We start from the raw sequence: 20,933 nt of genomic DNA, 5'->3' as shown, positions 1-20,933 counted from the left end.
TGAGTAGAAATGGCTGATTACTATCCGCTGATCGCCCGCGCTATTGCCGCCCTGGACCCCAACGCTCCCGGCGAGAGCCGTCGCGCGCTCTACGAGCGGGCGCGTACGGCGCTGATCGCGCAGCTCCGCAGCGTGCAGCCGCCGCTCTCCGAATCCGAGATCACCCGCGAGCGACTTTCGCTGGAAGAGGCCGTCCGCAAGGTGGAATCGGAGGCTGCCCAGCGTGCCCGCGAGGCCTCGCGCCCGGGTGGCGGTGCCCGCAGCAGCGGTAGTGGCGATGCCTTCCGCCGCGCCAGCACCCGCGCCACCGAGGGCAACGCGCCCGCGCCCCAAACTTCTGCCCCGCCGCGCACCCGTCCGGCTCCGCCGCCGCCGCGCGCCGACCGGCCCTCCTTCAACGTCGATGACCAGGGCGAGGCCCCGCGCGCGCCGCGGGCTCCGCGTTTCGACGCGCCGCGGCAGCCGGGTCCGTCGGCACCGCCGTCGATGCCGGAGCCTCCGCCGCCCGGACGTGATCGCGCCAGCGGGCGCCGTCCGCCCGACATGGGACCTCCGCCGCCGCTGCCGCCGGCACCGGGCGTGCGCGGCTTCCGCGACATCACGGCCGACGCCAACGATCTCGGCGGCGCCGCCGCGCAGGCCAACCGTGCCGCGCGCCGCACTTACGCCAACGTGCCCTCGCCCTCGCCGGAATTCGACCGGCTTGAGCCGAGCCTGGAGAATCGCGCCGCCGGGGCGGACGCGCCCTACTCCTACGACGAATCGATCGAGGAGGCCGAGCGCTACGCGCCGCAGTCGCAGCCGCCGTCGCAACGTCCGCACATCCCCGTTCTCGACCGCGACACGAAGAAGAAGCGCGCCCGCACCGGCCGCGCCTTTCCGTTCAAGAGCGCGATCGCCGTCGGCATCGTGCTGATCCTGGTCGGTGCCGGCATCCTCTGGGGCAAGCAGCTGGTCCAGACCGCGACCAACCTGTTGAAGTCTTCGCCGACGCAAGTGGTGGAGGCGCCCAGGGATTCGTCTCAGCCGCAGAGCAAGCCCAAGATACCGGATCGCGTCGGCCAGCCCTCGGCCAGCGACCAGCCGGTCGCGCCGGTGGCGCAGAAGGTCGTGCTCTATGACGAGGATCCATCCGATCCGAAGGGCAAGCAGTATGTCGGCTCGGTGGTGTGGCGGCTCGAGCCGATCAAGGCGTCGGGCAACCAGAAGGCCGACGTCGCCGTGCGCGCCGACATCGAGATCCCGGACCGCAAGTTCAAGATGACGATGTCGTTCCGCCGCAACACTGACTCCTCGCTGCCGGCGAGTCATACCGCGGAGCTGACCTTCGTCCTGCCGTCGGACTTTCCGGGCGGCGGCGTCGCCAACGTGCCGGGCATCCTGATGAAGTCGAACGAGCAGGCACGCGGCACGCCGCTCGCAGGGCTCGCGGTCAAGGTCACCGACGGCTTCTTCCTGGTCGGCCTCTCCAACGTCGACGCCGACCGCAGCCGCAACGTCCAGCTCCTGAAGGAGCGTTCCTGGTTCGACGTGCCCCTGGTCTATGCCAACCAGCGCCGCGCCATCATCGCCATCGAGAAGGGCGCTCCCGGCGAGCGCGCCTTCAACGACGCCTTCGCGCAGTGGGGCGACTAGATCTCTACTCCGTGAGACCTCGGCCTGCATGGTTCGAGACGCCCGCCTAGGTGGGCTCCTCACCATGAGGGTTTGATATCTCGCCGCGAAACGCGACCTCATCCTGAGGGCCCGTCCTTGGGCGGGCGTCTCGAAGGATGGCCGCAGGTACGCTCTCTCTCTACTGCGCCGTGGCTTCCCGCTTGCGCGATCCTGTCGCGGCTGCGTGCTCGCGGTCCATCACGGCGCGACAGCCCGGGCTGACCTGAGCCTTCTTCTGCACCATGCAGGCCCTGATCCTGGGGATGTCGGGGATCTCACTCGAGCACAGCCGCATGGCATCGCCGGAGCACATCTGCTGCGCTTCGGACGAGAAGGAATGGCCGGGCGATGTCTGGAATGCGATGGCTGCGGTTGTGACGGCGAAGAGAGTTGCGATGGTCTGGTAGCGTGTCATGCGGAATGCGTCCCCGAGTTCCGTGGGTTGAGCCACTTGGTTTTGGGGCGCCGCACGCGGCTTGATCTGCCGCATGTCACAGCCTTCACGCCGGGACCTCAATCCCGCATGTGGTCGCTCGATCTCTCGTGATGTTCGAATCGAAAAGTGCTGCGCCGCCCGAATCAAGTATGCGCCATTGTCGCGCAGCTGCAATGGCGGGCAAAAAGGAATTCGCAATTGTTGCGCGCACGTCACGCACAATGCGACTCGCGTGCGATCAGATCAACCGATCGGAGGACACGCTCGCTTGTTCCGCATCGCTTGCGCCAAGCGCTGCGTGCTCCTCGACAGCAGTAACGCCCTTTGCCGTGAGCTCGAACAGATCGCCGTCCTTCATCACGTAACCGTCGGCGATCAGCTCGCCTATCTTGCCGTGCCGGTCGTCGGCAAAGGCAATGGATTGGCTGATGTCCCTGAGAATCGAGAGCTGTTCGTCGCGCAACATGGCTTCACTCTCCATTATCCGGGAATTGTTCCGGTCCTTACATGCCGTGGCTCTGAAACACCTTGCTGCAAGAGCGCGACAGCTTGGCTCTGTTGGCTTGCAAGCAGCCTTGCACCGCCATGTCATTGCCGAGGTCCTTGCGGCAGAAGCGCGAGGCGTCCCGCGAACAGGCCTGCTGCTCCTGCGGCGAACCCATATGGCCTTGTGCGAGAGCGGGCGCGTTCGACAGGCCGCTCACGGCCGTCAGCGCGATCGTCGCCAGGAAGAACAGTTTGCGGGACATCGGCGGCTCCAAATCTGACAGGTGAGTTTCAGGTCCTGTCTGAACTCGTCGCTGTGCCGCTTGTTCCCGACGCAGTGCCGTACCCCCGCTATTCAAGGTTCCCGCGGCCCTGCTATAAACGGGGCCAAGGATGAGGGTGCCTGATGAAACGCTATCTCGTGTTTGCGCTGGTCGGCCCGTTCGTGGGCGGGTTCCTGCTGCTGCTGACGACGACCTACCAGTCCGGCTATTGGACCCAGACCAGTCTCGGCGAGGTCGGCAAGCTGTTCGCGGTGTTCTTCAAAACCCTGCAATACAGCTATCTGTTCGGCTTTCTGCCCTCGCTGATGATCGGTGCGGTCGACGACATCCTGATCCACATCCGCCGGATCGGCCCGGTGCTGCGGATGCTGCTGGTCGGCGTGTTCGCCTTCATCCTGGCCTCGCTGACCTACAGCTCGCGCGGGCCGGACTCGGGCGCGGTGCAGTTCATCCTGTACGGCCTCGTCGGGTTCGTGCCGGCGGTGATTTCATCCTGGCTCGTGCATAGATATGTCGAGGAGCCGCAGCCGGCGGCGGCACAGACTTGAGGGCGCGACCTTCGATCACGCCGCAGCAACCTCCGCCGCGCTGGCGCGTTCCCTACAGGCCATGACCATGTCCGATGACGATATTCTTGCTCCGCGTCGATCCCGTTCGGGAAACCGCTCGGGTGCGGCCTCTTCGGGCATCGGGGGCCGTGGGCCGATCATCGATCAGGACGGTCACGAGATCCGGCCCGAAACGCTGGAGCAGGGCTTTCGCGAGTTTCGCTTCGAGTTCGGCAAGGACAGTCCCTTCGCTGGCAACCCGTTCGGCAATCTGACGCGCGAGCAGCGGATTGCGCGGATCGAGGCGATTGCAAAGCTGCTCGATGTCGCCTTCGTGCTGCCCGGGACCAATATCCGCTATGGCATCGATGGGTTGATCGGACTGATCCCCGTCGTCGGCGACATCATCACCACCGCGATCTCGCTCTGGCTGGTGCGAGAGGCGAGGGCGCTCGGGGCACCCTGGTACATCACCGCGCGCATGCTCGGAAATGTCGCCCTCGATGGCGTCGTCGGCATCGTTCCGTTCGCGGGCGACGCCTTCGATGTCATGTTCCGTGCCAACATGCGCAACGTGCGCCTGCTCCGCCGCTGGCTCGACAAGCAGCCGCGCATCTGACACCGCCCAAAACGCAAAAAGCGCGACGGCCTTTCGGCCATCGCGCCCTGAGCGCACATCGGAGTGGGCTTACGGAAACTTACGCCGCGTCAGCAGCGTCGGTGCTGGCTTCTACCGGCTTGCGGTGGCGGGGCAGCGGGAAGGCTTCGCTCTCATAGAGCGAGCGGATGCCGTTCTGGTCGAAGCGCGCTTCCTCGACCTGGAGATAGGCGCCGTTCAGCGAGTCCGTCGGCAACTGCTCCATCGCGAACTGGACGGCTTCGGCCGCGGTGCCGAACCGGCGATAGGTGAAGCCTGCACGCTTCTTCTTGCGGATCGCAGCGGGGAAGAGTTCGGCGGAAGTATTGAAGTTGAACGGACGCAGTGGACGCATGGTCAAAGACCTCGTGATCTCTCTGGGGCTTTAAGCGCGTGGGGTTTAGACGGGCAGAGGCCACGATTGAGTGGGCGCCGCACATGTCATTTTCGTCCTCTAATATAGCCCGTTTTGACAAAATTGCGACCCCCGCGATGCGAGATGATGAATCCGCGCATGGCAGCTCCGCAACCGAAAAAATCGTAATAATATCAGTGACTTGATTGGTTATAGCTTGCCAAGGAGCAGGAGCACGAGCAGCACCACCAAAACGAGGCCGCCGATCCCCATGCCGGAATGACCCATTCCGTAGCCGTAGCCACCGAGGCGGCCCGACAGGCCGCCGACGAGATAAATGATCACCAGGATGATCAGGATGGTCCCAAGCGTCATGGCATCCTCCCTGGCGGCCGCCGCAAGGCCATGGCCGGCCGCACCACCGGGGGAAGAAAAGCACATCGCGCCGCCGGGTTCCATGACGGAACCCGGCGGCGCGCAAGGTTTATTTGGGTTCGAGCTTCATCGCCGCGGAATTGATGCAGTAGCGCAAGCCCGTCGGTCCCGGGCCGTCGGGGAAGACATGGCCAAGATGGCCGCTGCATTTGGCGCACAGCACCTCGGTGCGGATCATGCCGTGGCTGACGTCCCGCTCCTCGTCGATATGGCCCTCGACGGCGGGCTGGGTGAAGCTCGGCCAGCCGCAGCCGGAATCGAACTTCGCGTCGGACTCGAACAGCACATTGCCGCAGCCGGCGCAGGTATAGGTGCCGGCGCGGTGGTCGTGCTCATATTCGCCGGAGAAGGGACGCTCGGTCGCCTTCTCGCGCAGCACCGCGTATTGCATCGGCGACAATTCGCTGCGCCATTGCTGTTCGCTCTTGATGACCTTGTCGTCCGTGGTTTTCGTCTTGGTGTCGGGCATGGGTCTCCCGTTTTTCGATGATCTTGTTTCGATGATCTCGCGATCAGTTGGTGGCCTTGCTGGCGCTCACCAGCGTCGGCTTCTCGATATAGTTATCCGCAAACAGCTTTTTCAGGTTCTCGACCTTCGGGAGGTCGTTGTAGGCGATATAGGGCTGGTTCGGGTGCAGGGTCAGATAATCCTGGTGATAGGGCTCCGCCGGATAGAACGCCTCAAGCGCGCCGACCTTGGTCGCGATCGGCTTGCTGAAGACCTTGGCGCCGTTGAGCTGGGCGATATAGGCCTCGGCCACCTTCTTCTGCTCGTCGGAGGTGGTGAAGATCGCCGAGCGATATTGCGTGCCGGTGTCGGGGCCCTGCCGGTCGAGCTGGGTCGGGTCGTGCGCCACCGAGAAGTAGATCTGGAGGATCTTGCCGTAGGAGATCTTCTTCGGGTCGTATTTGATCTCGACGGATTCCGCGTGGCCGGTCCGGCCGCTCGATACGGTCTGGTAGTCGGCCGTCGCCTTGGTGCCGCCGGCGTAGCCGGAGACCGCGTTGACGACGCCTGCGGTGTGCTGGAACACGCCCTGCACGCCCCAGAAGCAGCCGCCGGCGATCACGGCGGTCTGGATCCCGCTTGCGGGCGCCGCGTCAACCGCGGGAGCGGGGATCACGACCGCATCCTCTGCGGCCCGGGTCGGCGCGGCAAAGGCCAGCGTCAGGGCGGTGGTTGCGGCGAGCAGGGACAGGAGGGCAGGTCGGCGCATGGCGATCCTCTTTCCGAAGGTCTGACAGTCTAGGGCGGTTGGGGCCGGGCGAACAGCCTGCCCGGCATTTTCGGACATTCGAGATACGGGCGGACCGGGCGATTGTTACGGTCGGACGGACACGAGTCTGTGAAACGCGCCGCCTGGAGCAGCCCGGCTTGGCGAGGACAGGAACTCCGCGCTAGATGAACCGGCGCGATCGGTGATCGACTTAAAAGAATCGTGGCTGGAGCTGACCTGACAACATGCTGCGCGTCGCATCCCTGACCCTCGTCGCTGTGCTCGCCGTCCTGGCCGGCTGGAGTTCGATCGCGGCGGCCGATCCGAAACCCGGCGACGACCTCGCCCTTTGCCGCGACCGCCAGGCGGATGCGCAGGCGAGGGCGCAGGCCTGCGACAATTTGCTCAACGCCGACCGGCTCACCGGCAAGGACAAGGCCATCGCGCTCTCCGTGCGCGGCAATACGCTGATCAACAAGCGCGACTACATCCACGCGATCGAGACCTTGTCCATGGCCGTCGACCTCGATCCCGACAACGTCGTCACGCTCAATTTGCGCGGCCTCGCCTATGAGCGGACGGGCCAGGACGACCGTGCGATGGCGGACTACAACCTCGCGCTCCAGAAGCGCCCGACCTACGGTGTCCCCTATAACAACCGCGGCATCATCCAGGTGCGCCGGGGGGCGCTGCAAAGCGCGCTCGACGATTTCAACCTGTCGATCAAATACGCGCCCAAGTTTCTGCTCGGCTACACCAACCGCGCCCGCGTGCGCACGCTGATGAAGGATTTTGACGGCGCGCTCGCCGATTTCGCGGAGGCCGAGAAGATCGAACCGGCCGCGCCGCAGATCATTAGCAATCGTTGCATCACCTACGGCATGATGGGCAAGTTCGACCAGGCCTTCGCCGATTGCAACGGCTTGATCGAAAAGCAGCCGAAAAACGTGTACGCGATCAACAATCGCGCCGACGTCAACATGTTGAAGGGCGATTTCGACGCCGCGCTGAAGGACTACAACATTGCGATCCAGATCAACCCGAACAACGTCCGGGCACATTCGGGTCGCGGCCAGATCTACGAGCGCAAGAAGGATCTTGCCCAGGCCCGTGCAGACTATCGCGCGGCGGCCTATTCGTTGACGAAGTTCGACGAGTTCGATGTCGCGCGTGCCCGCGCGATCGCACAGGAGCGATTAGCCGCGCTGACCCCGCAGCCGTCGGCTGGATCCACGGGACGCCGCGTGGCGCTTGTGATCGGCAACGGTGCCTACAAGAACGTCCACGCCTTGCCCAATCCGCCACGTGACTCGAAAATGATCGCAGCCGTGCTGCGCGATGTCGGCTTCCAGACCGTGATATCCGTCAGCGACCTGACCCGCGACAAGTTCTTCGAAGCGTTGCAAACGTTTGCGGCCGAGGCGGAGAAGGCGGATTGGGCGGTGGTCTATTACGCCGGCCACGGTTTCGAGATCGGCGGCGTGAATTATCTCGTTCCCGTCGATGCCAAGCTCGCCGCCGACAGGGACGCCGAGACCCAGGCGGTTGCGCTGGAGCAGGTGATCGCGGCGGTGGGCGCTGCGCGAAAAGTGCGTCTGGTGATGCTGGATGCCTGCCGCGACAATCCGTTCGCGCCGACCATGCAGCGCACGCTGTCGCTGAAGCTGGTAGACAAGGGCTTTTCCAACATCGAGCCTGGCGCCGGCTTCATGGTGGTCTACGCCGCCAAGCACGGCGAGACCGCGATGGACGGCGACGGCGGCGCCGACAGCCCGTTCGCCACCGCGCTCGCCCGCGAAATCAAGGTGCCGCGCGTCGAGATCCGGAAACTGTTCGACATCGTCCGCGACGATGTCTGGCTTGTGACCAAGCACGTGCAGCAGCCGTTTTCATACGGCTCGCCGCCGGGAAGAGAGGATTTTTATTTCGTCGCGGGGAAGTAGGGATCGTAGCGTGGGTTAGCGAAGCGTAACCCACCACTGTTGCGATCCGAGGAGACAGAAGAGGTGGGTTACGCCTTCGGCTAACCCACCCTACGGGCCTCACACCACGATGCTCAGCCGCTTCGCCGCCCGCGTAATTCCCGTGTACAGCCACCTGGCGCGGCTCTCCTGAAAGGCAAAGCTCTCGTCGAACAGCACGACGTCGTCCCATTGCGAGCCTTGCGACTTGTGCACTGTCAGCACGTAGCCGTAGTCGAACTCGTCATAGGGCTTGCGCTGCTCCCAGGCGATCGCCTCGACGCCGCCCTCGAAGCAATCGGCGCGCACCGAGACCTTCGTCACCTTGTGGCCGAGATCCTCGTCCGGCGACAGCCTCATGCTGAGAATGCGGGATTTCGAGCGCGAGGTGTTGCGCGACTTCACGCGCCACAGCCCGCCGTTGAACAGGCCCTTCTTGCGGTTGTTGCGCAGGCAGACCAGCTTGTCGCCGGCGACGGGGAAGACGTCTTCGATGTTCTGGCGCTGACGCACCCGCATATTATACGCGCGCCGCGTGTTGTTGCGGCCGACCAGCACCTGGTCGGCGGCCATGACGCGATCGGGGTCGAGCTCCTTGCGCGATACCACCTCGCTCTCGCCGTAGCGGCCGATGTCGAGCTCGCGTCCCTCACGAACGTCCATCGACATCCGCACGATCGGGTCGTCCTGGGCCTGGCGGTGCACCTCTGTCAGCATCGCGTCCGGCTCGGTATTGGTGAAGAAGCCGCCGCCCTGGATCGGCGGCAGCTGCGCGGGATCGCCCAGCACCAGCAGCGGGCAGTCGAACGACATCAGGTCGCGGCCCAATTCGGCATCGACCATCGAACATTCGTCGATCACGATCAGCTTGGCCTTGGAGGCCGGGGCGTCGTCCCACAGCTCGAAGCTGGGTTGTTCCTCGCCGGATTCGCGGGTGCGGTAGATCAGCGAATGGATGGTGGAGGCTTCGTCGCAACCCTTGTTGCGCATGACCAGCGCCGCCTTGCCGGTGAAGGCGGCGAACTTCACCTCGCCGTCGACGCCGTCGGCGATGTGCCGCGCCAGCGTGGTCTTGCCGGTGCCGGCATAGCCGAACAGGCGGAACACCGGCGGCGTGCCGTTGCGCCCGGGTTTGGCCTTGAGCCAGTCGCCAACGGCCTTGAGCGCGGCATCCTGATGCGGGGTGAATGTGGCCATGTCTGTCTTGAGGAGGGGGCGAAACGGAGCGATTCGCCAGCCCCAAAACTAACCATTCGCACCGCCGGTTCAAGCCGCGCAAATCCGGTTGCCAGCGCCCCTATTGCCAGCCGGGAACGCCGCGCATGTCGGGCAGATGGTGGGCGATGCCCTTGTGGCAGTCGATGCAGGTCTTTTCCTTGGTGAACAGGAAGCGCTGGTGGGCGACCGAGGCCCGCGGCGACTGCTTGGTGATGTCCATGGAATCGGCGCTGTGGCAGTTGCGGCATTCCAGCGAATCGTTGGACTTGAAGCGCGCCCATTCATGCGCCGCCAGCTCGAGCCGGTGATCTTGGAATTTCTCGCGGGTGTCGATCGTGCCGAAGATCTTGCCCCAGACCTCCTTGGAGGCTTGCATCTTGCGGGCGATCTTGTCGGTCCAGTTGTGCGGCACATGGCAATCCGGACAGGTCGCGCGCACGCCGGAACGGTTGGCGAAGTGGATGGTCGACTTCAGCTCGGCATAGACGTTGTCCTTCATCTCGTGGCAGCCGGTGCAGAATTTTTCGGTGTTGGTCAATTCCAGCGCGGTGTTGAAACCGCCCCAGAAGATCACGCCGGCCATGAAGCCCGCCAGCACCAGCACGCCGAGCCCGAACACCGAGCTCGGACGGATCAGCACCTGCCAGAGCTCGCGCGCAAAGTCCAAGCTTCGCGCGACGAAACCGCCCTTGGCCTTCATTCCCTCCTCGGGCTCATCGGCGGTCGTCGTCATCGGCGGCCACCGGGGCTTGCGCGCGACAGCAGCGTGTCGATGTCGGTGAAGTCGTTGCTGACGGGTGGATTGGCGGTGTTCTGCGGCACGTGGCATTCGGTGCAGAAGAAGCGGCGCGGCGAGATCGAGGCCAGGAACTGGCCGTCGCGATCCATGAAGTGGGTGATCGAGACCATCGGCGCCTGCGATTCCGCGATGCGCGCCCGCGCATGGCAGGACAGGCACTTGTTGCCGTTGAGATCGACCTGATAGCCATCGATCGCATGCGGGATGACAGGCGGCTGCTCCGGATAGTTGCGCACTTCCCTTTCGGAGGTGTTGCGGTTCGGCAGCATCGGCGGCGCCGGCCCTTCGTCGTTGAGCGGCGTCGGGCCGCGCAGGCCTGACGTCACCGTCTGCGCGGTCAGCGAGCTCGCGCCAGCCGCGATCGCGATTGCGAGCAGCGCTACTCCAAATCGTTTCATCATGACACGTTCACCCGCTCGATGCGCACGGCGCACTTCTTGTAATCGGTTTGCAGCGAGATCGGATCGGTGGCGTCCAGCGTCACCTTGTTGATCAGCTTGGATTCGTCGAACCACGGCACGAATACGAGGCCACGCGGCGGCCGGTCGCGGCCGCGCGTCTCGACGCGAACACGGATGAAGCCGCGGCGGGAGACCACCTTCACCTCGTCGCCGCGGCGGATCTTCGCCTCCTGCGCGTCGTCAGGATGCATGAAGCACACGGCCTCGGGGAAGGCCTTGTAGAGCTCGGGCACCCGGCGCGTCATGGTGCCGGAATGCCAGTGCTCGAGCACGCGGCCGGTCGAGAGCCAGTAGGGATATTCGTTGTCGGGCGATTCCGCCGGCGGCTCGTAAGGCAGAGCGAAGATGCGCGCCTTGCCGTCGGGATAGCCGTAGAACTGCACGTCCGTTCCCTGCTTGACGTAGGGGTCGCTACCCTCGCGGAAACGCCATTTGGTTTCCTGGCCGTTGACGACAGGCCAGCGCAGGCCGCGCTCGCGGTGATAGGTGTCGAACGGCGCGAGGTCGTGGCCGTGGCCACGGCCGAAGGTGGCGTATTCCTCGAACAGGCCCTTATGGACGTAAAAACCGAACGCCTTGGACTCGTCGTTGAGGTAGCCCTGCTCGATGTCGGAGACCGGAAACTTGTCGACCTGGCCGTTCTTGTAGAGCACGTCGAACAGCGTCTTGCCGCGCACGTCCGGCTTCTTGGCGATCAGCTCCTCCGGCCAGACCTCCTCGATCTTGAAGCGCTTGGAGAATTCCATGAGCTGCCAGAGATCGGACTTCGACTCGCCCGGGGCAGCGACGAGCTGATGCCAGAACTGCGTACGCCGCTCGGCATTGCCGTAGGCGCCCTCCTTCTCCACCCACATCGCGGTCGGCAGGATCAAATCGGCGGCGAGCGCCGTCACCGAGGGATAGGCGTCCGAGACCACGATGAAATTGTCGGCATTGCGGAAGCCCGGATAGGTCTCCTCGTTGGCGTTGGGACCGGCCTGCAGGTTGTTGTTGACCTGCACCCAATAGGCGTTGATCAGGCCGTCCTTCAACATGCGGCTTTGCAGCACGGCGTGGGCGCCGGGCTTGTCGGGAATGGTGCCCTCGGGCACCTGCCAGATGTGCTCGGCCTTGGTGCGGTGCTCCTTGTTGGTCACGACCATGTCGGCCGGCAGACGGTGCGAGAAGGTGCCGACTTCGCGCGCGGTGCCGCAGGCCGAGGGCTGGCCGGTCAGCGAGAACGGGCTGTTGCCGGGCGAGGAGATCTTTCCGGTCAACAGATGGATGTTGTAGACGAGGTTGTTGCACCAGACGCCGCGGGTGTGCTGGTTGAATCCCATGGTCCAGAACGAGACCACCTTGGTCTTGGGGTCGGCATAGAGCTCGGCGAGGGCCTCCAAGCGATTGAGCGGAACGCCCGACATCTCGGCCGCCTTCTCCAGCGTGTACTCGGAGACGAACTTGACGTACTCGTCGTAGCTCATCTCGGTGGAATCGTTGGCCTTCGCCGCGCCCGTCGCCTTCTTCTGCAGCGGATGTTCGGGCCTCAAGCCGTAGCCGATGTCGGTCTGGCCGCGCCTGAAGATGGTATGCGCGGCAACGAAGTCCTTGTTGACCCGGCCGGTCTTGATGATGTGGTTGGCGATGGCATTGAGGATGTAGAGGTCGGTCTGCGGCTTGAAGATCATGCCGATGTCGGCGAGGTCGAACGAGCGGTGCTCGAAAGTCGAGAGCACGGCGACGCGGACATGCGGCGCGGAGAGCCGGCGGTCCGCGAGGCGCGTCCACAGGATCGGATGCATCTCCGCCATGTTGGAGCCCCACAGCACGAAGGCATCGGTGGCCTCGATGTCGTCATAACAGCCGGCCGGCTCGTCGATGCCGAAGGTGCGCATCATGCCGGCGACGGCGGAAGCCATGCAGTGGCGCGCATTGGGATCGATGTTATTGGTGCGGAAGCCGGCCTTGAACAGCTTCACGGCCGCATAGCCCTCCCAGACCGTCCACTGGCCGGAGCCGAACATGGCGACGCCGTTCGGGCCGCGCTTCTTGATCGCCTCCTTCCACTTCACCTCCATGATGTCGAAGGCTTCGGTCCAGGAGATGGGCGTGAATTCGCCGTTCTTGTCGTATTTGCCGGCCGTCTTGCGCAGCATCGGCTGCGTCAGGCGGTCGTGGCCGTACATGATCTTGGAGAGGAAGTAACCCTTGACGCAGTTGAGGCCGCGATTGACCTCGGCCTTGATGTCGCCGTGGGTGGCGACGACGCGATTGTTCTTGGTCGCGACCATCACGGAGCAGCCGGTACCGCAGAAGCGGCAGGCGGCCTTGTCCCATTTCAGTTCGGCGACGTCGCGCTCGGCGACGAGGTTGGCGGCGAGCACCGGTGCCGGCATGCCGGCGGCGGCAGCTGCGATTGCTGCAGCCTCCAGCTTGAGCATCTGGCGACGGTCGAGTTTTGGCGATGTCATGACGGCTCTCCCGGCCCTAAGCCGTTTCGATGGCGTGGAAGACCAGCGCTGCGGAATAGACGTCGGGCAGCGACTGGATGGTGTTAAGCAGGGTGCCGAGGCTGCCGGCATCAGGCGCCTCGGTCACGACGATGAGCTTGCCGCGCGCGTCGCGGCCGTGAATCTCGCAGCCGGCAAGGGCGGTGATCGCGGCTTCCAGCTGGTCCAGACGCTCGGGGCGAGCCTGCACGATGATGCTGGCGATTTCGCAACCGGGCGGCGCGACGATGCGGTCGGCGCTGAGCACCCGGCCGGTAATCAATGCGCGGCGGTTGAGTTTGGATTCGGCCATGATGCCTGTCTTTCGCTTCGAGGAGATCAATGCGGGGAGGGCGGCGGGCCGGGAGGGCCGGCGAACATCTGGTAGATCCAGACGCCGAGGCCGTATGAGCCGACCGTTCCGACCGCGAGGACGGGCATCACGATCGCGGTCAGGAACAGGAATGCGAAAATCTCCATGCGCTTGCGGCGCACGCGCGAAGTCGCGTCGTCGGGGGCCGACATATTCGGTCTCGTCTGAAATGTGGGGATTGGGACGGCATCCGGGCCGTTGCCTTGCTGCATTTTAGATGCAGCAGGGCCACCGACGCCTTGATCTGGATCAATCCGTCAGGTCGCCGGATTGTCGCAGCACGGCTTCTCGGACGGCGCGTTGCGACGCATGCGCGAAATCGATCTCCCGCACGGCGGAATTGTGTTCTCGTAGACAGCGCTGCCTCGCGCATTAAGATGAGCGCAACAAAGTAAGCGGGCAAAAAAATTGGGAGAGACGGCGTCATGAAGTTCGGCATCTTCTATGAGCTGCAACTGCCACGTCCCTGGGTGGCCGGCGACGAGCTCAGCCTCTACCAGAACGCGCTCTCGCAGATGGAACTGGCAGACCAGCTCGGCTACGATCACGCCTGGGTCGTCGAGCATCATTTTCTCGAAGAGTACTCGCACTCGCCTTCGCCGGAATCGTTTCTCGCAGCCGCGAGCCAGCGCACCAGGAACATCCGGCTCGGCCACGGCATCCTCCAGCTCACCACCAACCACCCTGCACGTGTCGCCGAGCGCGTCGCGGTGCTCGACCTGCTCTCCAACGGCCGCTGCGAATTCGGCATGGGCGAGAGCGCCTCCATCACCGAGCTGACGCCGTTCGGCCGCGACATGGAGACCAAAAAGGAGGTGTTCGAGGAGGCCGTCGCGGCGATCTTCCCGATGTTCAAGGACGCAGGAAGCGAGCACCACGGCAAGTATTTCGACATCCCGTTGCGCAACGTCGTGCCGAAGCCGGTGCAGAAGCCGCATCCGCCATTGTGGATGGCCTGCTCGCAACTCCAGACCATCGAACGCGCGGGACGGCACGGCTTTGGCGCGCTCGGCTTCCAGTTCGTCAGCGCGGACGCCGCGCATGCCTGGGTGCACGCCTATTACAACGCCATGACCAAGCGTCTCGCCAAGCTCGCCGATTACGAGATCAACCCGAACATGGCGCTAGTGTCGTTCTTCATGTGTGCAAAGACGGACGAGGAGGCCCGCGCCCGCGCCGACGGCGCCACCTTCTTCCAATTCGCGTTGCGCTTCTACGGCGCCTCGCAGAATCGCCAGCGTCCGGCGCCCTACACCGTCAACATGTGGGACGAGTACAACAAGTGGAAACGCGACAATCCGGAGGCCCAGGAGGCCGCGCTGCGCGGCGGCCTGATCGGCTCGCCCGAGACGATCCGCAGGAAGCTGAAGCGCTTCCAGGGCTCGCATATCGACCAGGTCATTCTGCTCAACCAGGCGGGCAAGAATAGCCACGAGCACATCTGCGAGTCCCTGGAGCTGTTCGGCCGCGAGGTGATGCCGGAATTTCAGAACGATCCCGCGCAGGCGGCGTGGAAGCAAGGCGTCATGAGCGGCGAGATCAAGCTCGAGGAAATCGACACGGAGGCCTTCACCGACCGCTACGGCAAGCTCGCCGTCAGCGTCGCGCCAGCGAAGGCGGCGGCGGGGTAGGGTGTCACGTCCTGCAACAAGCAATCCCGGAATGCTCATGACAAAACACCGGATCTATACCACCAGCTTCGCAAGCGTTTACCCGCTTTACGTTGCGAAGGCGGAGAAGAAGGGACGCACCAAAGCAGAGGTCGATCAGGTCATCTCCTGGTTGACAGGCTACGATCAGAAGCAACTGGAAGCTCAACTGGAGCGGGGGACGGACTTTGAAACCTTCTTTGCGAAAGCCCCCAAAATCAATCCTTCGCGGGCCCTGATCGAAGGTGTGGTTTGCGGCGTCCGGGTGGAAGATGTCAAAGAGCCGACGATGCGAGAGATCCGCTACCTGGACAAGCTGATCGATGAGCTGGCCAAGGGAAAGGCAATGGACAAGATTTTGCGAAAAAGTGCCGACTGAGGCGCTCCCTTCGTCCGCCTGCCTCGGCGACGTTGCGGCAGATATCCGGCGACACCCGCCTTCCGCTGCGCGGCCATTGCTGATAAATTTCATCAAAAGGCGATGGGGAGAAAACGATGCGCCCTCACGGGACGCCCGCAAATCCGGCAGCTGGCGATGTCACGCCCGCGGTGCTCGCCATCGGTCGACCGAATTTCCCTGATATCCTGATCGATACACTGCGCCGGGAGGCCGGGGTCGGGCATTGCATGGTGTTTTCGCTGAGCCGCGCGGGCGCCGCACACTGCCTGCTCGATGCCGGCAACATCCCGATCGGCGGCGATCTCGGCGCCGCCTATGCCGGGCAGTTCCACCAATCCGATCCCAACCGCGATGCGCTGTTCGAAGGCGAGGGCCGCGCGACGCTCGTGCTGCCCTCCTTCGCGCCGCGCATGTACGGCGCCCACTACCGAAAACTGTTCTTTGTGGATTCCGGCATCGTCGACAAATGCGCGACCGCGATCTGGGTCGACGACACCTGCTTCTACGTCAACTTCTATCGCATCGCTGTCCAGGGCCGCTTCAGCGACGTCCAGCGTGCGCGGCTTCAGGCCATCGCACCGGCCATCAGTGCGAGCGTGGCACGCCATTTCCAGCACAGCTCGGCGGCAACGACCGAGCAGTCTCTCGCCGCGCTCTTCGCGACGCGCGCGCCGCTCGCCAGCCTCACCCCGCGCGAGCAGGACGTTTGCCGGCGGATCCTCTCCGGCTTCAGCTCCGAGGCGATCTCGCAAGCGCTCGGCATCAGCCTGCATTCGACGCTGACCTATCGCAAGCGCGCCTATGAGCGGCTCGGCATCTCCTCGCAAAGCGAGCTGTTTGCGATCGTGCTACGCCTGCTCGCCGGCCCGCGCAGCCTGAACTGAAGCTGTCCCAATCGCTGGGGACAGACGGCGCCTCCTGAAGCCGCTAGCCTTGGCGGTGAACAGCAATGGAGCGAAGCTTGAGCACGGCGCCGCGCATCGACATCGACCCGGCCGCATTCTGGGCCGATCCCTATCCGATGCTCGCAAAGATGCGGAAAGAAGCGCCAATCGCCTTCGTGCCGCAGCTCGGCTCGACGCTGCTGACGTGCCGCGACGACATCTCGATCTCCGAGAAACAGATCGACGTCTTCTCCTCGCACCAGCCTGCAGGCCTGATGAACCGGCTGATGGGCCACAACATGATGCGCAAGGACGGCGAGGCGCACCAGGTCGAGCGCCGCGCGATGTTTCCGACGGTGTCGCCGAAGACGGTGAAGGCGCACTGGAGCGCGCTGTTCCAGGCCCATGCCAACTGCATCATTGACGCGATCGAGCCCGGGCGCATCGATTTCATGCGCGACTTCGCGCTGCCGTTCTCGGGCGAATGCCTGAAGTCGATCACCGGCCTCACCAATATCGGCTTTGCGGACATGGACGCCTGGTCACAGGGCATGATCGAGGGCATCGCCAACTACGCCGGCGATCCCGCGGTCGAGGCGCGCTGTCATGCGGCGACGTCAGGCATCGATGCCGCCATCGACGACATCCTGCCGGTGATGCGCAAGCATCCCGACCAGAGCATCCTCGGCGTGCTGCTCGCGTCGGGGATGGCGATGGCGAGCGTGCGCGCGAACGTGAAACTGGCGATCTCAGGCGGTCAGAACGAGCCGCGCAAGGCGATCGCCGGCACGGTGTGGGCGCTGCTGACCCATCCCGACCAGCTCGATCTCGTGCGCAAGGGCGAGGTGACGTGGCTCCAGGCCTTCGAGGAATATGCCCGCTGGATCTCGCCGATCGGCATGTCGCCGCGACGCATCGCAAAGCCGTGGACCATCCGCGACGTCGCATTCGAAACCGATGAACGCGTATTCCTGATGTTCGGCTCCGCCAATCGCGACGAGAAGCATTTCGAGCGCGCCGATCAGTTCGACGTGCGGCGTGACACGGCCAAGAGCGTCGCGTTCGGCGCCGGCCCGCATTTCTGCGCCGGCGCCTGGGCCTCCCGTGCCATGATCGCCGACGTCGCACTGCCGACATTGTTCGCCCGTGCGAGCCGGCTCGAGATCGCCGACGACGAACCGGTGCGGATCGGCGGCTGGGCGTTTCGGGGGCTGCAAAATCTGCCGGTGAAGTGGCTGCATTAGTCCGGCAAGGACCGGTCCATCCGCAACGCCGCCATGATGACATCCTGCTCCTGTTTTGCCCGACGAGTCAAACGCATTTCGGATAATACGTAAGTCATTGTTTTCGCACGGCCCGGCTACTGTGCATGGGGTTGTTTTCGCGATTTTTTTTATCTCGGCCGGGCGCGCGCGTTTTTTCACATTCGCGTGCGGAAAAATATCCGCTGCATTCGCTCCGTGGATTGAAAGATTAATCATGCGCTCCGCCACACCTGCAGTGCTTGCATCGCTATTTTTCCGCGCGTCTCGACACCTCCGATCAGCCGCACCATCATTCCCGAGCACGAATGAAGGACGGCCGCACGCGGTCGGGAGTGTCGGATGCAACGTCGGGACTTTCTCAAACTATCCGCTGGAACTGCGGCAGCCGCCGCATTCGCTTCAAGCGCCAAAGCACAAGGCGCGGTGAAGGAAATTCGTATCGGCTACCAGAAGACGGGCGTGCTGGTTATCACGCGTCAGCAGGCCGCCCTGGAAAAACATTTCGCGCCCTTGGGCATCGACGTCAAATGGGTCGAATTCTCGTCGGGACCTCCGATGATGGAAGCGATGAATGTCGGCAGCGTCGATTTCGGCGCGGTCGGGGATTCCCCGCCGGTGTTCGCCCAGGCTGCGGGCGCGGCGATCGTCTATGCCGCCGGCCAGCCCATCACCAACGGGCAGGGCATCCTGGTGCCGAAGGACTCGCCGATCCGCGGCATCGCCGACCTGAAGGGCAAGCGCGTCGGCTTCACCAAGGGCTCCAGCGCTCACAATATCGTGGTGCAGACGCTGGAGAAGGCGGGCCTCACCTATGCCGATATCACGCCGGTCTATCTGACGCCGCCGGATGCAGGGCCTGCCTTTGCCAATGGCAGCATCGAGGCCTGGGCGATCTGGGATCCGTATTTTGCGATCGGCGAGACCAAGCAGGGCGGCCGCATCCTGATCAATGCGCGCGACGTCACCAAGACCAATTCCTTCTTCATCGCCAATCGCGATTTCGCGAAGAGCCACGGCGCCATCCTGCAACAGATCATCGATGTGACGACCGCGGCTGGACAATGGGCCGAACAGCACCGCGATGAGGTCGCCAAATCGCTCGCCGCGATCACCGGCGTCCCGCTGGACATCCAGACCGTCGCCGCCAATCGCGCGAATTTCGTGGTCGGCCCGCTCACCGACGACATCATCACGACCCAGCAGGGCGTCGCCGACCGCTTCCACAAGCTCGGCCTGATCCCGAAGCCGATCGTCATTCGCGACATCGTCTGGCGCAACCCGGCAGCCTGATCGTGCCAACCAATCTCCCCATCTCAAAGGGTTTGAACATGAGGCGTATCGTTCAACGCGTAATCGCAGCCATCGTTATGTCGATCGGCATCGTCGCTGCCGCGGTCGGAACGACTTACGGCTAGGTTATCGGAGCACATCGATGAGCAACGCCAACATCCTCTGGTTTCTGCCGACCCATGGCGACGGCCGCTATCTCGGCACCGGCATCGGCGGCCGCGAGGTCAATTTCAACTATCTGCGCCAGATCGCGCAGGCCGCCGATCAACTCGGCTATTTCGGCGTGCTGCTGCCGACCGGGCGATCCTGCGAGGATTCCTGGATCGTCGCCTCCTCGGTCGCGCCGTTCACCGAGCGACTGCGCTATCTCGTGGCGGTCAGGCCGGGCCTGCAATCGCCGAGCGTGGCCGCGCGCATGACCGCGACGCTCGACCGCATCACCAACGGCCGGCTTCTGGTCAACGTCGTCACCGGCGGCGATCCCGTCGAGAACAAGGGCGACGGCATCATCCTGGCCCATGACGAGCGCTACGAGGTCACCCGAGAGTTCCTCAACGTGTATAGCGAGCTGCTCGCCGGCAAGACCGTCAATGTCGAGGGCAAGCACATCCATGTCGAGGGCGGCAAGCTGCTGTTTCCGCCTGTTCAGGCGCCGCGTCCGCCGCTCTATTTCGGCGGCTCCTCGGATGCCGGCATCGACGTCGCTGTCGACACCGTCGACAAATATCTCACCTGGGGCGAGCCGCCGGCGCTGGTTGCGGAGAAGATCGCCAAGGTGAGGGAAGTGGCCGCCGCACGCGGCCGAAAATTGTCCTTCGGCATCCGGCTCCACGTGATTGTCCGCGAGACCAGCGACGCGGCCTGGCGCGCGGCCAATGAGCTGATCAAGCATGTCAGCGACGAGACCATCGCGACCGCGCAGAAGAACTTTGCGCGGATGGATTCGGTCGGCCAGCAGCGCATGGCGCAGCTGCACGGCGGCAAGCGCGACCAGCTCGAGATCGCCCCGAACCTGTGGGCCGGCGTCGGCCTCGTGCGTGGCGGCGCCGGCACGGCGCTGGTTGGCGACGCCCAGACGGTCGCGGCCCGCATTAGGGAGTACCAGGACATCGGCATCGATACCTTCATCATGTCGGGCTACCCGCATCTGGAGGAAGCCTATCGTTTCGCCGAGCTGGTGTTTCCGCTGCTCTCGCTGGAGCAGCCCAGCAACGTGACCAGGCTTCACTTCAACGGCGGTCCATTCGGCGAGACCGTCGGCAGCGATTATCGTCCGCAGCAGCAGGTGTCGCAATCATGAGCCTGATCGACAGCGTTTCGCTTCCGCGCGGCTTGCGCCTGCCGCGCGTCGACGGCCTGATCCAGTGGGTCGTGCCGCTCGTCATCATCGCGATCTGGCAGGTCGCCAGCGTCACCGGCTTCGTGCCGACCCGGGTATTGCCGGCGCCGAGCGACGTCTTGCTTGCCGGCTGGAAGCTGCTGCTCTCCGGCGAGCTCGTGCGCAACATCTGGGTCTCGTTCTGGCGCGCCTCGATCGGCTTCCTGATCGGCGGCAGCATCGGCTTTGCGTTCGGCCTCGCCAACGGGCTGTCGCAGCTCTCGGCCAAGCTCACGGATACGACGCTGCAGATGGTGCGGAACGTGCCGCATCTGGCGCTGATCCCGCTGGTCATCCTGTGGTTCGGCATCGACGAGAGCGCGAAGCTGTTTCTGGTGGCGCTCGGCGTGTTCTTCCCGATCTACCTCAACACGCTGCACGGCATCCGCACCGTCGACCCGCAGCTGATCGAGATGGGTCGCATCTACGGCATGACCGATGGCGAGCTGTTCCGCCGCGTGATCTTCCCGGGCGCGCTGCCCTCGATCTTCGTCGGCATCCGCTTCGCGCTCGGCATCATGTGGCTGACCTTGATCGTCGCCGAGACCATCGCGGCGTCCTCTGGCCTCGGTTACATGGCGATGCAGGCGCGCGAGTTCATGTTGATCGACGTCGTGGTGCTCTCGATCCTGATCTACGCGCTGCTCGGCAAGCTCGCCGACAGCGCCTCCCGCGTGCTGGAGCGCCTGACGCTCTCCTGGCACCCCGCGTTCCAGAAACGTTGATCAGACAT

General features: G+C 64.2%; 24 protein-coding genes. 11 read left to right on the top strand and 13 right to left on the bottom strand.

All coding sequences use genetic code 11. From position 1 onward, the window contains the following. Positions 1 to 9: 9 nt before the first annotated feature. Positions 10 to 1,635 (top strand): hypothetical protein, encoded by a 1,626-nt coding sequence (locus AC0L27_RS24140; RefSeq protein ID WP_275169533.1) that lies wholly within the window; start codon positions 10 to 12, stop codon positions 1,633 to 1,635. 160 nt (positions 1,636 to 1,795) lie between these two features. Here AC0L27_RS24140 and AC0L27_RS24135 read toward each other — a convergent pair whose 3' ends face one another. From AC0L27_RS24135 to AC0L27_RS24125, 3 genes are all read right to left on the bottom strand, one after another. Further along, positions 1,796 to 2,071 carry a hypothetical protein gene (locus AC0L27_RS24135; RefSeq protein WP_354059840.1) on the bottom strand — a complete coding sequence of 92 codons (276 nt, stop codon included), beginning with the start codon at positions 2,069 to 2,071 and terminating at the stop codon, positions 1,796 to 1,798. Between the two features lie 259 nt (positions 2,072 to 2,330). Further along, entirely contained in the window at positions 2,331 to 2,558 is a 228-nt protein-coding gene (locus tag AC0L27_RS24130) for a hypothetical protein (RefSeq protein WP_007614124.1), read from the bottom strand. A 37-nt stretch (positions 2,559 to 2,595) separates the two neighbouring features. Beyond that, positions 2,596 to 2,841, bottom strand: a complete 246-nt coding sequence (locus AC0L27_RS24125) for a hypothetical protein (RefSeq protein WP_247431606.1) — start codon at positions 2,839 to 2,841, stop codon at positions 2,596 to 2,598. Between the two features lie 143 nt (positions 2,842 to 2,984). Between AC0L27_RS24125 and AC0L27_RS24120 the strand changes: the two genes are divergently transcribed. Next, positions 2,985 to 3,410, top strand: coding sequence for a DUF5413 family protein (locus AC0L27_RS24120; RefSeq protein ID WP_275169530.1), 426 nt, complete (start codon positions 2,985 to 2,987; stop codon positions 3,408 to 3,410). A 61-nt stretch (positions 3,411 to 3,471) separates the two neighbouring features. Next, entirely contained in the window at positions 3,472 to 4,029 is a 558-nt protein-coding gene (locus tag AC0L27_RS24115) for a DUF4112 domain-containing protein (protein WP_354204812.1), read from the top strand. A gap of 79 nt (positions 4,030 to 4,108) precedes the next feature. Here the strand turns inward: AC0L27_RS24115 and AC0L27_RS24110 are convergent, their stop codons facing one another. The 4 genes from AC0L27_RS24110 to msrA form a co-directional block, all read right to left on the bottom strand. Next, complete coding sequence (locus AC0L27_RS24110; protein ID WP_007596188.1) at positions 4,109 to 4,402, bottom strand: hypothetical protein; 294 nt, start codon at positions 4,400 to 4,402, stop codon at positions 4,109 to 4,111. Positions 4,403 to 4,612: 210 nt separating this feature from the next. Further along, positions 4,613 to 4,777 (bottom strand): DUF3309 family protein, encoded by a 165-nt coding sequence (locus AC0L27_RS24105; protein ID WP_354059843.1) that lies wholly within the window; start codon positions 4,775 to 4,777, stop codon positions 4,613 to 4,615. A 109-nt stretch (positions 4,778 to 4,886) separates the two neighbouring features. Continuing rightward, the gene (msrB, locus tag AC0L27_RS24100; RefSeq protein ID WP_354204814.1) at positions 4,887 to 5,306 is read right to left on the bottom strand and encodes a peptide-methionine (R)-S-oxide reductase MsrB; all 420 of its coding nucleotides are present in this window, start codon (positions 5,304 to 5,306) and stop codon (positions 4,887 to 4,889) included. A gap of 43 nt (positions 5,307 to 5,349) precedes the next feature. Further along, a complete protein-coding gene (gene msrA / locus AC0L27_RS24095; RefSeq protein ID WP_354204816.1) occupies positions 5,350 to 6,054 on the bottom strand; it encodes a peptide-methionine (S)-S-oxide reductase MsrA in 705 nt (234 codons plus the stop codon). A gap of 245 nt (positions 6,055 to 6,299) precedes the next feature. Between msrA and AC0L27_RS24090 the strand changes: the two genes are divergently transcribed. Beyond that, positions 6,300 to 7,997, top strand: a complete 1,698-nt coding sequence (locus AC0L27_RS24090) for a caspase family protein (RefSeq protein WP_354204818.1) — start codon at positions 6,300 to 6,302, stop codon at positions 7,995 to 7,997. Between the two features lie 99 nt (positions 7,998 to 8,096). Here the strand turns inward: AC0L27_RS24090 and AC0L27_RS24085 are convergent, their stop codons facing one another. The 6 genes from AC0L27_RS24085 to napE form a co-directional block, all read right to left on the bottom strand. After that, on the bottom strand, positions 8,097 to 9,212 hold the full coding sequence (locus AC0L27_RS24085) for an ATP-dependent DNA helicase (protein WP_007596183.1): 1,116 nt from the start codon (positions 9,210 to 9,212) through the stop codon (positions 8,097 to 8,099). 100 nt (positions 9,213 to 9,312) lie between these two features. Then, positions 9,313 to 9,966 carry a NapC/NirT family cytochrome c gene (locus AC0L27_RS24080; RefSeq protein WP_354256871.1) on the bottom strand — a complete coding sequence of 218 codons (654 nt, stop codon included), beginning with the start codon at positions 9,964 to 9,966 and terminating at the stop codon, positions 9,313 to 9,315. Further along, positions 9,963 to 10,433, bottom strand: coding sequence for a nitrate reductase cytochrome c-type subunit (locus AC0L27_RS24075; RefSeq protein ID WP_354204822.1), 471 nt, complete (start codon positions 10,431 to 10,433; stop codon positions 9,963 to 9,965). Before AC0L27_RS24075 ends, AC0L27_RS24080 begins: the two co-directional genes overlap by 4 nt. Continuing rightward, a complete protein-coding gene (gene napA, locus AC0L27_RS24070) occupies positions 10,430 to 12,943 on the bottom strand; it encodes a nitrate reductase catalytic subunit NapA (RefSeq protein WP_354204824.1) in 2,514 nt (837 codons plus the stop codon). The genes AC0L27_RS24075 and napA overlap by 4 nt, the downstream gene beginning before the upstream one ends. Before the next feature lie 16 nt (positions 12,944 to 12,959). Beyond that, the gene (locus AC0L27_RS24065; protein ID WP_007614109.1) at positions 12,960 to 13,274 is read right to left on the bottom strand and encodes a chaperone NapD; all 315 of its coding nucleotides are present in this window, start codon (positions 13,272 to 13,274) and stop codon (positions 12,960 to 12,962) included. 26 nt (positions 13,275 to 13,300) lie between these two features. Then, a complete protein-coding gene (napE, locus tag AC0L27_RS24060; protein WP_007596178.1) occupies positions 13,301 to 13,486 on the bottom strand; it encodes a periplasmic nitrate reductase, NapE protein in 186 nt (61 codons plus the stop codon). A 273-nt stretch (positions 13,487 to 13,759) separates the two neighbouring features. On the opposite strand from napE, the gene AC0L27_RS24055 reads away from it, so the two are divergent. The 7 genes from AC0L27_RS24055 (at position 13,760) to ssuC (ending at position 20,925) form a co-directional block, all read left to right on the top strand. Further along, positions 13,760 to 14,965, top strand: coding sequence for an LLM class flavin-dependent oxidoreductase (locus AC0L27_RS24055; RefSeq protein WP_007596175.1), 1,206 nt, complete (start codon positions 13,760 to 13,762; stop codon positions 14,963 to 14,965). A 37-nt stretch (positions 14,966 to 15,002) separates the two neighbouring features. After that, positions 15,003 to 15,362, top strand: a complete 360-nt coding sequence (locus AC0L27_RS24050; protein ID WP_354204827.1) for a DUF2200 domain-containing protein — start codon at positions 15,003 to 15,005, stop codon at positions 15,360 to 15,362. Positions 15,363 to 15,478: 116 nt separating this feature from the next. After that, positions 15,479 to 16,267, top strand: coding sequence for a helix-turn-helix transcriptional regulator (locus AC0L27_RS24045; protein WP_354256867.1), 789 nt, complete (start codon positions 15,479 to 15,481; stop codon positions 16,265 to 16,267). 77 nt (positions 16,268 to 16,344) lie between these two features. Continuing rightward, positions 16,345 to 17,511, top strand: a complete 1,167-nt coding sequence (locus AC0L27_RS24040) for a cytochrome P450 (RefSeq protein WP_354204831.1) — start codon at positions 16,345 to 16,347, stop codon at positions 17,509 to 17,511. Between the two features lie 360 nt (positions 17,512 to 17,871). Then, complete coding sequence (locus AC0L27_RS24035; RefSeq protein ID WP_354204833.1) at positions 17,872 to 18,822, top strand: sulfonate ABC transporter substrate-binding protein; 951 nt, start codon at positions 17,872 to 17,874, stop codon at positions 18,820 to 18,822. 142 nt (positions 18,823 to 18,964) lie between these two features. Next, positions 18,965 to 20,122: an FMNH2-dependent alkanesulfonate monooxygenase gene (gene ssuD / locus AC0L27_RS24030; RefSeq protein WP_354204835.1), complete on the top strand. Its 1,158-nt coding sequence runs from the start codon at positions 18,965 to 18,967 to the stop codon at positions 20,120 to 20,122. Next, complete coding sequence (gene ssuC, locus AC0L27_RS24025; RefSeq protein ID WP_354204837.1) at positions 20,119 to 20,925, top strand: aliphatic sulfonate ABC transporter permease SsuC; 807 nt, start codon at positions 20,119 to 20,121, stop codon at positions 20,923 to 20,925. The genes ssuD and ssuC overlap by 4 nt, the downstream gene beginning before the upstream one ends. Positions 20,926 to 20,933: the final 8 nt, after the last annotated feature.

Source organism: Bradyrhizobium sp. Ken51, from assembly GCF_055807435.1.
Note: the sequence above shows the minus strand (reverse complement) of the source record. Positions and strands in the feature narration are given on the sequence as shown.